At 72.7% G+C, this 15203-nt stretch carries 13 protein-coding genes and 1 pseudogene; 1 reads left to right on the forward strand and 13 read right to left on the reverse strand.

Annotated elements, in window-relative coordinates:
* Complete coding sequence (locus IEX42_RS05920) at positions 1 to 1518, forward strand: flotillin family protein (RefSeq protein ID WP_229660639.1); 1518 nt, start codon at positions 1 to 3, stop codon at positions 1516 to 1518.
* A gap of 65 nt (positions 1519 to 1583) precedes the next feature.
* On the opposite strand, the gene IEX42_RS05925 is transcribed toward IEX42_RS05920, so the two are convergent.
* The 13 genes and pseudogenes from IEX42_RS05925 to glgX all read right to left on the reverse strand — a co-directional run bounded on the left by IEX42_RS05925 (position 1584) and on the right by glgX (position 15166).
* On the reverse strand, positions 1584 to 2528 hold the full coding sequence (locus IEX42_RS05925; protein WP_188778954.1) for a glycine betaine ABC transporter substrate-binding protein: 945 nt from the start codon (positions 2526 to 2528) through the stop codon (positions 1584 to 1586).
* Positions 2529 to 2570: 42 nt separating this feature from the next.
* The gene (locus IEX42_RS05930) at positions 2571 to 3323 is read right to left on the reverse strand and encodes an ABC transporter permease (RefSeq protein WP_188778955.1); all 753 of its coding nucleotides are present in this window, start codon (positions 3321 to 3323) and stop codon (positions 2571 to 2573) included.
* On the reverse strand, positions 3320 to 4027 hold the full coding sequence (locus tag IEX42_RS05935) for an ABC transporter permease (RefSeq protein WP_229660640.1): 708 nt from the start codon (positions 4025 to 4027) through the stop codon (positions 3320 to 3322). Before IEX42_RS05935 ends, IEX42_RS05930 begins: the two co-directional genes overlap by 4 nt.
* A gap of 362 nt (positions 4028 to 4389) precedes the next feature.
* A pseudogene (locus IEX42_RS05940) lies at positions 4390 to 5112 on the reverse strand (ABC transporter ATP-binding protein); the annotation flags it as partial.
* Positions 5113 to 5266: 154 nt separating this feature from the next.
* Positions 5267 to 6298 carry a uroporphyrinogen decarboxylase/cobalamine-independent methonine synthase family protein gene (locus IEX42_RS05945; protein WP_188778957.1) on the reverse strand — a complete coding sequence of 344 codons (1032 nt, stop codon included), beginning with the start codon at positions 6296 to 6298 and terminating at the stop codon, positions 5267 to 5269.
* Positions 6298 to 7386 carry a tRNA 2-thiouridine(34) synthase MnmA gene (mnmA, locus tag IEX42_RS05950; protein WP_229660641.1) on the reverse strand — a complete coding sequence of 363 codons (1089 nt, stop codon included), beginning with the start codon at positions 7384 to 7386 and terminating at the stop codon, positions 6298 to 6300. The genes IEX42_RS05945 and mnmA overlap by 1 nt, the downstream gene beginning before the upstream one ends.
* Entirely contained in the window at positions 7383 to 8576 is a 1194-nt protein-coding gene (locus IEX42_RS05955) for a cysteine desulfurase family protein (RefSeq protein WP_188778958.1), read from the reverse strand. The genes mnmA and IEX42_RS05955 overlap by 4 nt, the downstream gene beginning before the upstream one ends.
* A gap of 11 nt (positions 8577 to 8587) precedes the next feature.
* Entirely contained in the window at positions 8588 to 9562 is a 975-nt protein-coding gene (locus tag IEX42_RS05960) for an endonuclease/exonuclease/phosphatase family protein (protein WP_188778959.1), read from the reverse strand.
* A gap of 33 nt (positions 9563 to 9595) precedes the next feature.
* Positions 9596 to 10591: an endonuclease/exonuclease/phosphatase family protein gene (locus tag IEX42_RS05965; protein ID WP_188778960.1), complete on the reverse strand. Its 996-nt coding sequence runs from the start codon at positions 10589 to 10591 to the stop codon at positions 9596 to 9598.
* Positions 10592 to 10623: 32 nt separating this feature from the next.
* On the reverse strand, positions 10624 to 11577 hold the full coding sequence (locus tag IEX42_RS05970) for an electron transfer flavoprotein subunit alpha/FixB family protein (protein WP_188778961.1): 954 nt from the start codon (positions 11575 to 11577) through the stop codon (positions 10624 to 10626).
* Between the two features lie 27 nt (positions 11578 to 11604).
* A complete protein-coding gene (locus IEX42_RS05975; RefSeq protein ID WP_188778962.1) occupies positions 11605 to 12393 on the reverse strand; it encodes an electron transfer flavoprotein subunit beta/FixA family protein in 789 nt (262 codons plus the stop codon).
* Between the two features lie 153 nt (positions 12394 to 12546).
* Entirely contained in the window at positions 12547 to 12924 is a 378-nt protein-coding gene (locus IEX42_RS05980; protein ID WP_188778963.1) for a hypothetical protein, read from the reverse strand.
* A 55-nt stretch (positions 12925 to 12979) separates the two neighbouring features.
* The gene (glgX, locus tag IEX42_RS05985) at positions 12980 to 15166 is read right to left on the reverse strand and encodes a glycogen debranching protein GlgX (RefSeq protein WP_229660642.1); all 2187 of its coding nucleotides are present in this window, start codon (positions 15164 to 15166) and stop codon (positions 12980 to 12982) included.
* Positions 15167 to 15203: the final 37 nt, after the last annotated feature.

The following is a 15203-nucleotide window of genomic DNA, read 5'->3' on the forward strand; positions in this document are numbered from 1 at the left end:
GTGAGCCTGCTCGCCCCCATCGGAGGACTCGTCGTCCTCGTCATCCTGCTCGTGCTGCTGGTGACCAGCCGCTACAAGGTCGCCGGACCCAACCAGGCCTTCATCGTCACCGGCCGCAAGGGCAAGGCGGTGCTCAACCCGGAGACGGGCGCCCTGACCACCGACCTGTCCGGGCAGAAGGTGGTGCTCGGCGGCGGCACGTTCGTCATCCCGTTCGTGCAGAAGCTGGCCACGATGGACCTCTCGAGCCGGCGGATCTCGGTGCAGATCCGCGGTGCGGTCTCGGGCCAGGGGATCAAGCTCAACCTCGACGGCGTCGCGATCGTCAAGGTCGGCGGCAACGCCGACCAGATCCGGCTCGCGGCCCAACGGTTCCTCTCCCAGCAGGCCGACATCGAGCCGTTCACCCAGGAGGTGCTCGCTGGTGCGCTGCGGTCGATCGTCGGCGGACTGACCGTCGAGCAGATCATCCGCGACCGCGCCGCGTTCGCCCAGCGCGTGGCCGACGAGTCGGAGTCCTCGCTGACCGGGCAGGGCCTGATCCTCGACGCGTTCCAGATCCAGGACGTCACCGACGACGGTTCGTACCTCGCCGACCTCGGTCGCCCGGAGGCGGCACGGGTCAGCCAGGACGCACGGATCGCGGAGGCGAACGCCCGTCAGGCCGCCGAGCAGGCCGGCATCGCCGCCGAGCAGGAGATCGCGGTCTCGCAGCGGACCCTGGCGCTCAAGCAGGCTGAGATCAAGGCCGAGACCGACGCGGCCGCCGCGAACGCCGCCGCGTCCGGTCCGCTGGCGCAGGCCGATCGCGACCAGGCGATCCTCACCGAGCAGGAGAAGGTCGCCGTACGCCAGGCGGCGCTGACCGAGCGACAGCTGGAGACGCAGGTCCGCAAGCCCGCCGACGCCGACCGTTACCGCGTCGAGCAGGAGGCCGAGGCCAAGCGGAGCTCGGAGATCGCCGCCGCCGAGGCCCGCAAGGCCTCGACCATCGCCAACGCGCAGGCCAGCGCGGAGGAGGCCCGGCTGACCGGTGAGGCCGAGAAGTCCCGCCGCGCCGCGCTCGCCGAGGCCGAGGCGATCGAGGGTGCCAAGCGCGGTGAGGCGGAGAAGGCGCGTCGTACGGCGGAGGCCGACGCGACGCGCGCCGAGGGTGAGGCCACCGCGGCCGCGACACTCGCGGTCGGGCAGGCGGAGGCCGAGGCGATGGACAAGCGCGCCGAGGCGTTCGCCAACTACAACGACGCCGCCGTGCTGCAGATGCTGGTCGAGGTGCTCCCGCAGGTCGCCAGCGAGGTCGCCGCGCCGATCTCCGCGATCGACAACCTCACGGTGCTGTCGACCGACGGTGCCGGCGCCCTGCCCAAGCAGGTCAACGACAACGTCGCGCAGACCCTGACGATGCTGAAGAGCTCGACCGGGCTGGACCTCGAGGAGCTGGTCCGGCGCGCCGCTTCCGGGGCCGTGCCGACGGGCGACCCGAGGCGCGGCGTGGTCGCTACCGAGGACGGCGCCTGAACCGCTCCGGCTGAGCGGCCCGGACGCCACCCCCGGTGCCGGTCGGCGAGCACCGGGGCGCCGGACTACTTCGCGGTCCGGGCCAGGTCCGCGATGCTCTTCAGGTCGTACTTCTCGGCCGTCTGCTTGGTGACCACGACCGCGTCGGAGTCCTCCGCGTCGGCCTTGTCGAGCGCGACGAGATTGGCAGGCAGCGCCTTGGCCAGCGCCGCGTAGACATCGTCTGGGGTGCTGACGGTCGACGTGGCGTCGAGGTAGGCCAGGATCGTCCCCGTGTACTCCGGGAACAGGTCCAACGAGCCGGACTTCAGCGCCGGGTAGTACTTCTCGCGGCTGCCGATGTTGAGCTTCTTGGTGACGGTGGCCCCCTGGTTGCTCAGGGCGTCGGCGTAGATGTCGGCCAGGACGACGTTCTCGGGGAAGTTGGCCGAGCCGACCGTCAGGCTCACGCCCTTGGCGAGGGTGCCGGCGCCGTCGAGGTCCTGGTCGTCGAGCCACTCCTTGGCGACGGCGTCCGGGTCCTCCTTGTCGTTCTGGATCTTGTCCAGCAGTGCGCCGAGGCCGTCGGTGGTCAGCTTCGCCTGGATCGCGTTGAGGACCTGCTTCGTGCCGTCGGTGGCCTTGGTCTTGTTGATGATCGGCACGATGTTCTGCGCCTTGAAGTTGGACTTCGGATCCTCGAGGACGACGAAGTCGTTGGCCTCGATCGAGGGGTCGGTCGTGAACAGGTCGGCCGCGTCGATCTGGCCGCGCTTGAGCGCGCCGACGGTCACCGGGCCGCCGGTGTCGGTGACGGTGTACTTGGCGAACTTCACGCCGTACGTCTTCTGCAGGCCCGGGATGCCGTCGGTGCGGGTCTTGAACTCGGCCGGGCCGCCGAAGATGAGGCCGCTCGCGACAGTGCCACCCGAGCCCGACCCGGAGTCGGAGGAGGACGAACCGCAAGCGCTCACGCCGCCCAGGGTCAGGACGGTCGCGGCCGCGGCGGCGATGAGTGTGGTGGTCTTCATGGTGTCTTCTCCTGGGTGGAGCGGCGGCGTCGTGCCACCGCGCTAGCGGACATCCTCCTCGACCAGGACCGCCGTGCGGGAGTCCGGGCCGGTGTCTGTACGGAACCGGCGGCTGACGCCGCGCGAGACCGCGTATCGCTGGACGAGCGCGACCAGCAGGTCACTGATCAGGGCGAGGGCGGCGACGAGGACGGCCCCGCCGATCATCTGGGGGTAGTCCTTCTGCGCCAGGCCGTCGTAGATGAAGCGGCCCAGCCCGCCGAGCGTGACGTACGAGGCGATGGTCGCGGTGGCGATCACCTGCAGCATCGCGGAGCGGAAGCCCGAGAAGATCAGCGGCAGTGCGTTGGGCAGCTCGACGCGACCGAGGACCTGCGGACCGGTCATGCCCATGCCGAACGCGGCGTCGCGCACCTGTGGAGGCACGTTCTGCACGCCGGCGTAGGCGTTGGACAGGATCGGCGGGACGGCGAGCACGACCAGCACGATCTCGGTGGGGATGAGGAACCCGGCGTTGGTGCGGCCGTAGAAGTGCGGGCTGATCACGACCACCAGGAGCACCAGCACGCCGACCGTCGGCAGGGCGCGGACGGCGTTGGCCGCGGAGACGAGCCAGGAGCCGCGACCGGTGTGGCCGATGACCAGCCCGGCAGGCAGGGCGAGCAGGACGGCGATGGCCAGCGCGATGAGGGTGAAGCCGACGTGGGCGCCGAGCTGGGCCCAGATGCCGGTGTCGAACGGGGTGCTTCGCCAGTGCTCGGGGTCGAGCAGCCAGCCGAGGACACTGCCGATCATCGGGCCGCCACCGCCCGTCGCCACGGGGTCAGCAGGCGGTCGACCACCAGCACCACCGCGTCGAGGACGAGCGCGAGCAGGACGCACAGCACGATGCCCAGGACGATCGGCGGGTAGTACGGCTCGTTGACCGACAGCGTGAAGCCCTGGTCGAAGAGCCGACCGAGGTTGTCCAGGCCGATGGTGCCGGCCACGGCGACGATGCTGACGTTGGCGACGATCGCCACTCGCAGGCCCGCGGTGATGACCGGCACCGCGATCGGGAGCTCCACCCGCGTGAAGCGCGCGAGGGGCCGGTAGCCCAGGGCGGTGGCGGCCTGCACCGTCTCCGAGGGGACCGCGGCCAGGCCGTCCGCGACCACCCGCACCAGCAGCGACGTGGAGTAGACCGACAGCGCGATCGGCACCTGCAGCGGGGAGAGGACGCTGAGCCCGAACAGCGGCGGGATGAGCACGAACAGCGCGATCGAGGGGATCGTGTAGAGCAGACCGGTCACCGACATCATCGGCGGGTAGACCCAGGCGTGGCGGCGCGCCAGCCATCCCAGCGGCAGCGCGAGCACCAGGCCGACCACCACCGGGACCACCGAGAGCCAGGTGTGGTCCCACAACCAGCCCAGGTCGGTGCTGCGGTGGTCGAGGAAGTAGCTCCAGAACGCCAGCGGTGACGAGCTCGCGTCGAGCGGCAGGACGTCGACGCTCACCTCTCTCGCTCCTCGATCAGCTCGAGCACCTCGCGCGCGGTGACCGAGCCCAGCAGCCGGCCGTCGTCGTCGACGACCACGCCTCGGCCCGACGGCGAGGACAGGCAGGCGTCGAGCGCCGAGCGCAGCGCACCGCCCTGGGTGGCGAGGGTCCCGCCACGGTGCAGCCGGGAGTCGGTCACCGTCTCGTCGAGCTCGTCCGCGGTCGGCAGCCACCCCTGCGGGCGCCGCTCGGCGTCGACGGCGAGGATCCAGCCGGCGAGGCCGGCGGCGCTGCCCGGGTGCGACGAGCCCACCGCGACGGTCGGCTCCTCACGGACCGGAAGGTTCCGGCCGTGGGCGAACGCGAGCGCGCGGTAGCCGCGGTCGCGGCCCACGAACCCGGCCACGAAGGCGTCGATCGGTCGGGCCAGCAGCTCGGCGGGCGTGGCGAGCTGGGCCAGCGTCCCACCGACGCGCAGCACCGCGACCTGGTCGCCCAGCTTGATCGCCTCGTCGATGTCGTGCGTGACGAAGACGATGGTCTTGCCGAGCTCGCCCTGCAGCCGCAGGAACTCGTCCTGGAGCTGCTCGCGCACCACGGGGTCGACGGCCGAGAACGGCTCGTCCATCAGCATCACCGGGGGGTCGGCGGCCAGCGCACGGGCCACCCCGACCCGCTGCTGCTGACCCCCGGAGAGCTGGGCCGGGTAGCGCTTCGCGAGGGCGGGATCGAGCCCGACCCGCTCGACGAGCTCCAGAGCGCTCGCTCGCGCCCTCCTCCTGTCCTCGCCCAGCAGCAGCGGCACGGTCGCGACGTTGTCGAGGACGGTGCGGTGCGGGAAGAGTCCGGCGTTCTGGATGACGTAGCCGATCCGGCGGCGCAGCTCGTGCGCCGGCAGGCTGGCGGTGTCGGTGTCGTCGAGCCAGACGGTGCCGGAGGTCGGCTCGATCATCCGGTTGACCATGCGCAGCGAGGTGGTCTTGCCACACCCGGACGGCCCCACGAGGACCGTGATCGCGCCGGATGGTGCCTCGAGGGTGAGCTGGTCGACGGCCACCGTGCCGTCCGGGTAGCGCTTGGTCGCCGCGTCGAAGCGGATCATCGTGCCTCCTGGGGGCGGCGCCTGCGTCGAGCGTCAGATCGTTGCACCTTCCCACGGCCGGCCGACGGACTTCTCACCAGCCGGTCGCACAGCACCCCTGAGGAGGGCCTGACGTGGCACGCCGCACCCCGCCGGTGGCGAGACAGCTCGCCGCTCACTCTGGCTCGGGCGAGAGCCGCCGCGCGGTGGCACGCGCCTGACCGAGCGCCTGACGCGCCCACGACGTGGAAGCGCCGGCCAGTCCGCAGGTCGGGGTGACGACGGTGCGCTCGGCCGGGGCCAGGCCGAGCATGTCGAGGAACCGCTCCGCGCGCTCGGTCGGCACCCGGTCGTCGCCCCGGGCGGGGTCGGTGGCGTCGACGACGCCCAGCAGCACCCACTCCCCTGCCTCGACGGCCGCGGCGACCCCGTCGTACGACTCCGGCGCGAGCCTCGTCACGTCGATGGACAGCCCCAGCGCGCCGGCGCCCCGGATCAGCGACGACGGCACCTCGGCGGCGCAGCAGTGCACGAGCGGTGTCGCGCCGGCGGCAGCGACCGCCGCCGTGACGAGACCCAGTGCCTCGGACGCCTCGGGCGGGTGCACCGTCCGGTGCCGGCCGAAGCCGGAGGCCGTCGGCACCGACCCGGCCAGGACGGCCGGCAGGGCCGGCTCGTCGAGCTGCAGCAGGAGCTCGACGCCGGGGAAGCGGCGCCGCAGGTCGCCGACGTGCGAGGCCGCCGCCTCGGCCCACGCCTGCGCGAGGTCGCGGCGCGCGCCGTGGTCGGCGAGCATCCGGTCCCCGCGCGGCCGCTCGAGCGTGGCGGCCAGCGTCCACGGCCCGCACAGCTGCGCCTTGAACGGCCCCTCGAGCCCCTGGCCGAGGTCCTCGACGGTGTCCAGGTCCTGGGCCAGCAGCGAGCGTGCGCGGCGCTGGTCGAGCCCGGCGTCGGAGGAGCCGGTCAACCGCCAGCCCGCCGGCTGCAGGTCGGCACCGAGGCCGACGACGGACAGCAGCCCCGCAGCGCGCCCGGTCAGCCCCGCCATCGCACCACGGGCCGGCAGCTCGGGGACGTACGGCAGGTCGAGCTCGCCGAGGACCGTGCGCACCGCCTCGGTGTACGACGCCGCGTTGCCGGCGTCCGCGGCCCCGGACCCGCCGACCTCGCCGCCGGGCATCGACCCGACCCCGCTGGCCCACACCATCAGCGGGCGGTCGCGGTGATCGTGGCGGAGCCGACGACGCGCGAGCCGTCGTACACCACCACGGCCTGGCCGGGGGCGACCCCCTCGGCGGGCTCGTGGAAGGAGACCGCGAGAGCGTCGGTCCCCCAGGTCACCGAGGCCCGGTGCTCGGCACCGTGCGCGCGCAGCTGCACCGTCCCCTCCAGCGAGCTCCCCGTCGGTGCCGCTCCGCACCACACCGGACGACCGGCGCTCAACGAGGAGACGGCCAGCGAGTCCCGTGGGCCGACGGTCACCGTGCCCGAGACGGGCTCGATGTCCAGCACGTAGCGCGGCTTGCCGTCCGGTGCCGGCGTCCCGATCCGCAGGCCCCGCCGCTGCCCGACGGTGAACCGGTAGCTCCCCTCGTGGTCCCCGAGCCGCTCACCGGTCTCGTCGACGATCGCCCCGGCGTGCGCCAGCTCCCGCTCGGCGAGCCTCTCGGCCAGCCACCCGCCGGTGTCGCCGTCGGAGATGAAGCAGATGTCGTGGCTGTCCGGCTTGTCGGCGACGGCCAGACCGCGCTCCCTGGCCTCGACGCGGACCTCGCTCTTTCGGCTGCCGCCCAGCGGGAAGACCGCCCGTGCGACCTGCTCCGCCGACAGCACGCCGAGGACGTACGACTGGTCCTTGCCCTCGTCGACCGACCGGTGCAGCTCGGAGCCGGCCGGGCCGTCGACCAGCTGCGCGTAGTGCCCGGTCGCCACCGCGTCGAACCCCAGCGCCAGCGCCCGGTCGAGCACGGCGGCGAACTTGATCTTCTCGTTGCAGCGCAGGCAGGGGTTGGGCGTGCGGCCGGCGGCGTACTCCTCGACGAAGTCCTCGACCACGTCGGCGTGGAACCGCTCGGAGAGGTCCCAGACGTAGAACGGGATGCCGATGACGTCGGCGGCACGACGCGCGTCGTTGCTGTCCTCGATGGTGCAGCAGCCGCGCGCGCCGGAGCGGTACGACGCCGGGTTGCGCGAGAGCGCCAGGTGCACCCCGGTGACCTCCTGCCCGGCCTCGTGGGCGCGCGCGGCGGCGACGGCCGAGTCGACGCCTCCGGACATGGCGGCGAGGACCTTCACGACGACGCCGCCCCCTGGCCGAGACCCGCGACGGCGCCCGCCCGTGTCGCGCGCTCGACGGCCGGGCCGATCGAGGCGACCAGCGCGTCGACGTCGGCGGCGGTGGAGGTGTGCCCCAGGCTCAGCCGCAGCGAGCTGCGCGCGTGCTCGTCGTCGCGGCCCATCGCCAGCAGCACGTGGGAGGCCTGCGGCACCCCCGCCGAGCAGGCCGAGCCGGTCGAGCACTCGATGCCCTTGGCGTCGAGCAGCATCAGCAGCGAGTCGCCCTCGCAGCCCGGGAAGCTGAAGTGCGCGATGCCCGGCAGCCGGTGCACCGGGTCGCCGTTGAGCACCGCGGAGGGCACGGCCTCCTGCACCCGGCGCACGAGGTCGTCGCGCAGGGCCGCGACCCGCGCCGAGGTCTCCTCCCGACGCGCCACCGCGATCTCGACGGCGGTGGCGAAGCCGAGGACGGCAGGAGGGTCGAGCGTGCCGGAGCGGACGTCGCGCTCCTGCCCGCCGCCGTGCAGCAGCGGGACGACCGGCAGGTCGCGGCGGCAGACCAGCGCGCCGATGCCGTACGGGCCGCCGAGCTTGTGCCCGGTCAGCGTCAGCGCGTCGACCCCGCTGGCGGCGACGTCGATCGGCAGCTGCCCGACCGCCTGGACGGCGTCGGTGTGCACGGGTACGCCGTGCGCGTGCGCGAGCTCGACGACCTCGTCCATGGGCTGCACGGTGCCGACCTCGTTGTTCGCCCACATGACCGAGACCAGGCCGACCGTGTCCGGGTCGCGCTCCAGGGAGAGCTTCAGCGCCTCCACGTCCAGCCGGCAGGCGGCGTCGACGCCGAGCAGCTCGACGTCCGCGCCGTGCGACGACGCCCACTCCAGGGGGTCGAGCAGGGCATGGTGCTCGACCCGGGTCGACAGCAGCCGGGTACGCGCCGGGTCCTGCTCGCGCCGGCCCCACCCGATGCCCTTGACGGCGAGGTTGTCGGCCTCGGTGCCACCGGAGGTGAACACCACCTCGCCCGGTCGGCAGCCGATCGCGCCGGCGATCCGCTCGCGGGACTCCTCGACCACGCGGCGCGCGTCACGACCCGACGCGTGCAGGGCGGAGGCGTTGCCGACCCGGCCCAGCTGGTCGGTCATGGCCGCCACGACCTCGGGGAGGATCGGTGTGGTGGCGGCGTGGTCGAGGTACGCGGTCATCGCGGACCAGCCTACGCAGGCGGCCGCGCGGCCAGCACCGCGATCAGCCCCAGGTGGTCGCTGCCCGGGAGTGCCACGGTGCTCGTCGAGACCGCGACGAACCTCGCGCTGGCGAGGACGTGGTCCAGCGCCACGGCCGGTCGTGTCCAGGAGAACCGGTAGCCCACCGGCCAGGTCGGCTGCCACCCCTCCCCGGCCTGCTCCGCGGCGTCCCTCACACCGGCACCGACGACGCGCCGGAGCGGGGCCTGGTCGAGCGTGGAGTTGAGGTCACCGGCCACGATCGTCGGCCCCTGCGCCACCGCGTCGGCCACCCGCTCGCGGACCAGGCGCAGGTCGGCCGCCCACCGGCGAGGACTGCTGAACGGCTGGGCGGTGTGCGTGGCCAGCAGCCGCACCGTGCCGACGTCGCGGGTGCGTACGTCGACGTCGACACCGTCGTTGCCGACCGGGTAGGAGCCGTTCTGCTCGAGCGGGTACGCCGAGTAGACCAGGGTCCCCTTCGCGGCGTACGCCGGACGCCCGACGACGTACGGCAGCCTCCGGCGGATCCCCCGCTCGTCGAGCGCGGCCGCCGCCTCCGGCGTGAGCTCCTCGAGCACCAGCACCTCGATCCCGTGGTCGGCCACCGCGCGCAGCAGCGCCGAGGGGTCGGCCCGGCCGAACTGGGTGTTGGCCGTGAGCACGCGCAGCCGGGGCGCGTCAGCCTCGGGCGCCGCATCGCCGGCGAACCGTGGAGCCAACCAGACCACCTGCGCGACGACCCCGGCCAGCGCCAGCAGGGCCACCGCTCGCGCCCCGCGCCAGCCCCGCAGCAGCGCGACGCACGCCGGCAGGAGGACGATGGCGAACCCGACCAGCGCGAGCGGCGAGACCACGGCCAGGGCGGCGCTCCACGTGGAGGCCAGGGTCGAGAAGCGGGTCAGCGACAGCACCGCCGACACCACCAGCACCAGCCAGGCCAGCGCCCCGGCGACTCTTCGCACGCGCAGATCCTAGGGTGCGCCCTCGACGACCCGTCACGCCGCGAGCCGGGCCAGGAGCCCGAAGTGGTCGCTGCCCGGGACCCGTACCCGGTCGGTGCCGGCGACGGCGACGCCGCGACCGGTGAGCACGTGGTCGATGGTGAGGATCGGCACCAGGCGGTCGCTGGGCCAGGTCGGCCTCAGGCCCGAGCCCGCCTGCTCCGCGCCGTCGCGGAGCCCGGTGCGCTCCAGCACTCGTCGCAACGGCGCGTGGTCGAGGGTGGTGTTGAAGTCCCCGGCGACCACGACGGGTCCGGTCGACGCCCGGACGGTGCGCTGCAGCAGCCCGAGGTCGGCGTACCAGGGACCGGGGTGGAACAGCGGGTCGCTGACGTGGACGGCGAGGAAACGGAACGGCTCCGGCGCCGCCACCGACACCGACACACCACCGAGCGAGACCGGGACCGCGGTGGCGCCGGTCAGCGCGTAGCGCGAGAACACCATCGTGCCGTCGGCGTCCTCGCTCGGCCGGCCGGCGGCGTGCGGAAGCAGCCGCTCGAGACCGGCGGCCCGGAGACGGGCCAGGGACGCGGGCGTGACCTCCTCCAGCGCGACCAGGTCGACCTGACGCTCCCGGACCAGGCGGACGACCGTCCCCGCGTCGCCGGCGCCGTACTTCAGGTTCGCGGTGAGCACCGTCGGCCCGGACCCACCGACCTCGTCGGGGGTGAACCGAGGCGCCAACCAGACGACCTGGACGACGAGGCCGACCACCGCCACCGCGGTGAGGACGCCCAGCAGCGGACGAGCGCGGCCCCACGCCAGGCCCGCCGCGAGCGGGAGCAGCAGGGCCGCCACCAGCAGCGGGACCCAGGCCCAGGTCCCGACCGAGGCCAGGGTGGCGGGGACCCGGTCGCCGGTGTCGAGCCGGGTGGAGACGGCGACCAGCAGACCGGCGACCAGCGCGAGGATCCCGATCGCGAAGGCCACCGCCATGAGCAGCACGAGACCCCCGTGCCGCTCGCGCCCGGAGGGCGGTGACGCGGTCACGGGGGTCTCGACGTGAGTGATCGAACGCGGGCTCAGCCCTTGCGCTTGGTGATCTCCTCGGTGGCCTTGGGCAGCACGTCGAACAGGTCGCCGACGACGCCGAAGTCGACCAGCTCGAAGATCGGCGCCTCCTCGTCCTTGTTGACCGCCACGATGGTCTTGGAGGTCTGCATGCCCGCACGGTGCTGGATCGCCCCGGAGATGCCGTTGGCGACGTACAGCTGGGGCGAGACGACCTTGCCGGTCTGGCCCACCTGGAAGGCGTGCGGCATCCAGCCCGAGTCCACCGCGGCGCGAGAGGCACCGACGGCCGCACCCAGGGAGTCGGCGAAGCCCTCGATCGGGTCGAAGTCCCCGCCGGTCCCGCGGCCGCCGGAGACCACGATCGCGGCCTCGGTCAGCTCGGGACGGCCCGAGGCCTTGCGCGGCTGGGAGGCGACGATCTTGGCCTTCTTCGCCGAGTCGGAGATGGTCGGCGAGAAGTCCTCGCGGGTCCCCGCGCCGTCGCCCTCCTCGGGCGTCGCGGCGTTGGGCTTCACCGCGATGATCGGCGTGCCCTTCGTGACCTTGGACTTCACCGTGAAGTTGCCGGCGAACACCGACTGGGTGGTCACCGGACCCTCCTCGACATCGACCGCGTCGGTGATGATCCCGGACTCGGTCTTGATCGCCAGCCGGCCGGCGATCTCCTTGCCCTCCGCGGAGGAGGTGACCAGCACCGCGGCCGGCGAGGCCTGCTCGACCAGCTGCTGCAGCGTCTCGGCCTTCGGGGCCACCAGGTAGCCCTTGATCTCGGCGTCGTCGACGACGTAGACCTTCTCCGCGCCGTACTTCTTCAGCGACGCCACCGCGTCATCGGCCTTGTCGCTGCCACCGATGAAGACGGCGGAGGGCTCGCCGAGCTTCTTGGCCAGGGCGAGCATCTCGTACGTCGGCTTGCGGACGGCTCCGTCGACGTGGTCGACGAGCACCAGGACTTCACTCATGTTCGTGGTCTCCTTCGAGGTCGCGGATCAGATGAACTTCTTCGAGGCGAGGAAGCCCACGAGCGCGTCGGCGCCGGAGCCCTCCTCGTCGGTGACGATCTCGCCGGCCTCCTTGGGCGGGCGTGCGTCGGCCTGCTCCACCTGGGTCCAGGCGGCGTCCAGCCCGACCTCGCCGGCGTCGACGCCGAGGTCGGACAGCGACCAGGTCTCGACCGGCTTCTTCTTCGCGGCCATGATCCCCTTGAACGAGGGGTAGCGCGCCTCGCCGGACTGGTCGGTCACCGACAGCACCAGCGGGGCGGTCGCACCGATCACCTCGGTCGCGGTGTCGCCGTCGCGCTTGATCCGGAACTCCTTGCCCTGGCTCTCGATGACCGAGCCGAAGGTGACCTGCGGGAGGTCGAGACGCTCGGCCAGCATCGCCGGGACGACGCTGCCACCGGCGTCGGTCGACGCCATGCCGCACACGACGAGGTCGGCGTCGCCGATCTTCTCGACGGCGGCGGCGAGCACCTTCGACGTGGCGAGGTAGTCGGAACCGGCGATCGCGTCGTCGACGACGTGGACGCCCTTGTCCGCCCCCATCTGCAGCGCCTTGCGGACCGCGTCGGCCGCACCCTCGGGACCGATGCACAGGGCGGTGACGGTGGTGTCGTCGTCCTGCTTCTCCTTGAGCTGAAGCGACTGCTCGACGGCGTACTCGTCGAGCTCGGAGAGCAGACCGTCGACACCCACCCGGTCGACGGTGTTGTCGGACTCGAACTTGCGGTCCCCCGTGGCGTCGGGGACGTACTTCACACACACGACAATGTTCATGTTGGTATCGGCCCGCACGGGGCCCCTCCTCGAAGACGGGATGCTGCTGAGGGTTCTTCCGGTGAGGCTACTCGCCGCGGACCGACCCGGCACCGCGCGCACGGGTGGGTCTTGTCACAGGCAGTTACACCGCGTGTGACCTCGGAGGACGACTCAGGTGCCGACGCGGATGATCCGGTCGAGGATCCGCCCGATGGCCAGCCAGACCACCGCCGCAATGCCCCAGTTCACGAGGGCCGACTTGATGGCCGCGTTGTCCCCGCTGAACACGAACAGCCCGTTCTGCAGGCTGAAGGGGCCGTCGAAGATCTCCGCCACGCTCTTGACGAACGAGACCAGCCCGTTGTTCGGGTTCACGTTGTTCTGGAAGGCGATGAGGATCGCCCCCAGGGCGAGGATCACCGCGATGACCGTGCAGAAGATGCGGATGACCTGCGCGGCCTTGTTGCGCGCCTCGACGGCGTCGAGATTGCGCGACCGCACGGGCCGCTGCGCCCGGGTCGGCTCGGGCTGGTCCTTCGGTTCCGCCATGGTGTCCGCTCCTTCGCGAGGCTGGTGGCCTCGAACCCTAGGGCATCGCTCCCGCTCAGGTGGCTGAGTGCCGGGGATCCTGGCGCAGGAGCAGCAGCGAGCGGGCCGCGAGGGCGACCCCCTGACCGGCCTCGACCTCGACGCCGGCGACGTGCCGGGCATCGGTCGAGAGGACGACCGACCCCTTCTGCACCCAGGGGTTCGCCGGCACCCGCACCTCGCACTCGACGCCCGAGCCGTTGGCCCAGAGCAGGAACGAGGAGTCCCACTGCTGCTCCCCGCGCGGGCCGGGCGAGCGCAGCGGCTCCCCGGAGACGAACATCCCCAGCACGTGCAGGGTCGGATCGGCCCAGTCGGAATCGGTGAGCTCGCGGCCCTCGGGGTGGATCCAGGCCAGGTCCTTGGCGCCGCCGTCGATCGTCGGCCGGCCCTCGAAGAAGTGGCGCTGGCGCAGCGTGCGGTGCTCGCGGCGGATCCGCAGGGCCGCGCGCGTGACGTCGTACACGTCGAGCCAGGCGTCCTCGGCACGCCAGTCGACCCAGGAGATCTCGTTGTCCTGGCCGTAGGCGTTGTTGTTGCCACGCTGGGTCCGCCCGCGCTCGTCGCCGGCGGTCAGCATCGGCACCCCCGCGGACAGGCACAGCGTCGCCATCAGGTTGGCCGCCTGGCGCCGACGCAGCGCGGTCACCGCCGGGTCGTCGGTCTCGCCCTCGACGCCGCAGTTCCACGACCGGTTGTCGTCGGTCCCGTCGCGGTTGTCCTCGCCGTTGGCCTCGTTGTGCTTGTGCGCGTACGAGACCAGGTCGCGCACGGTGAACCCGTCGTGCGCGGTCACGTAGTTGACCGAGTGGGCGGGCGAGCGGCCGTCGTCGGCGTACAGGTCCGCGGAGCCGGCCAGCCGCGTGGCGAGCGTACGGATGCCGTCGCCACCGGCGCGCCAGAAGTCCCGGACGGTGTCGCGGTAGCGGTCGTTCCACTCCGTCCACGGCGCCGGGTAGTTGCCGACCTGGTAGCCCTCCGCCGAGCAGTCCCACGGCTCGGCCACCAGCTTGACGTGCCGCAGCACGGGATCCTGGTTCATCGCCCCGAGCACCTGCCCGTGCAGGTCGATGTCGTGGCCGGTGCGCGCGATCGCGCTCATCAGGTCGAAGCGGAACCCGTCGACGTGCATCTCGGTGACCCAGTAGCGCAGCGAGTCGAGGATCAGCCGCAGCACGTGCGGGCGGTAGGCCGCGACGGTGTTGCCGCAGCCCGTGACGTCCCAGTACGCCGCGGGGTCCCCCTCGGCGCGCTGGTAGTAGCCGAGGTCGTCGAGGCCCCGGAAGGACAGCGTGCGGCCCAGCGGTCCCTGCTCGGCGGTGTGGTTGTAGACCACGTCGAGCAGCACCTCGATGCCGGCAGCGTGCATCGCCTTGACCATCGCCTTGAACTCGGTGACCTGCTGGCCGCGGTCGCCCGAGGAGGAGTACGACGCGTCCGGCGCGAAGAAGCCGAGCGAGCTGTAGCCCCAGTAGTTGACCAGGCCCTGCTCGGCCAGGTGCGGCTCGGAGACCGAGACGTGCACCGGCAGCAGCTCGACCGCCGTGACGCCGAGGTCGGTGAGGTAGTCGGTGACGACCGGGTGGCCGAGCCCGGCGTACGTGCCCCTCAGCTCCTCGGGGATCCGGTCGTGCAGAGCGGTGAAGCCCTTGACGTGCAGCTCGTAGACGACCGTGTCGCGCCAGCGGCGCCGGATCGGGGCCTCGCCGCCCCAGTCGAAGTCGTCGTGGACGACCACGCTCCGCCCGACGTACGGCCCCGAGTCCTGCGGGTCGCGCACGGGCACGTCGGCGGCCGGCTGGGCGTAGCCGTAGGTGGCCGGGTGCTCGACGAACCGACCGCTGGTCGCGCGGGCGTACGGGTCCTGCAGCAGCTTGGCCGGGTTGAAGACGAGTCCGGCGTCCGGCTCCCACGGGCCGTCGGCACGGAAGCCGTAGCGCTGCCCCACCGGCAGGTCCGGCAGCGCGCCGTGCCAGATGCCCTGCGACTGCTCGGTCAGCGGGTGGCGCGTCTCGACCTCGACGCCGCTCGCGTCGTCGAACAGGCAGACCCACACCTGCGTCGCGTCGGGTGCGTGGACCGCGAAGTTCGTCGACTCCGGCGACCAGGTGGCGCCCAGCGGCCAGTTGCGGCCCGGCCACACCGGAGCGTTCTCCCCCACGGCCTGCCAGCTCGGCCCCGCGAAGGTACGGGTCTGTGTCACGGCGCGCATCCTGTCAGCCGGAGCGGCCCGGCGTGAC

This window comes from Marmoricola endophyticus, assembly GCF_014644415.1.
GTDB lineage: Bacteria > Actinomycetota > Actinomycetes > Propionibacteriales > Nocardioidaceae > Marmoricola > Marmoricola endophyticus.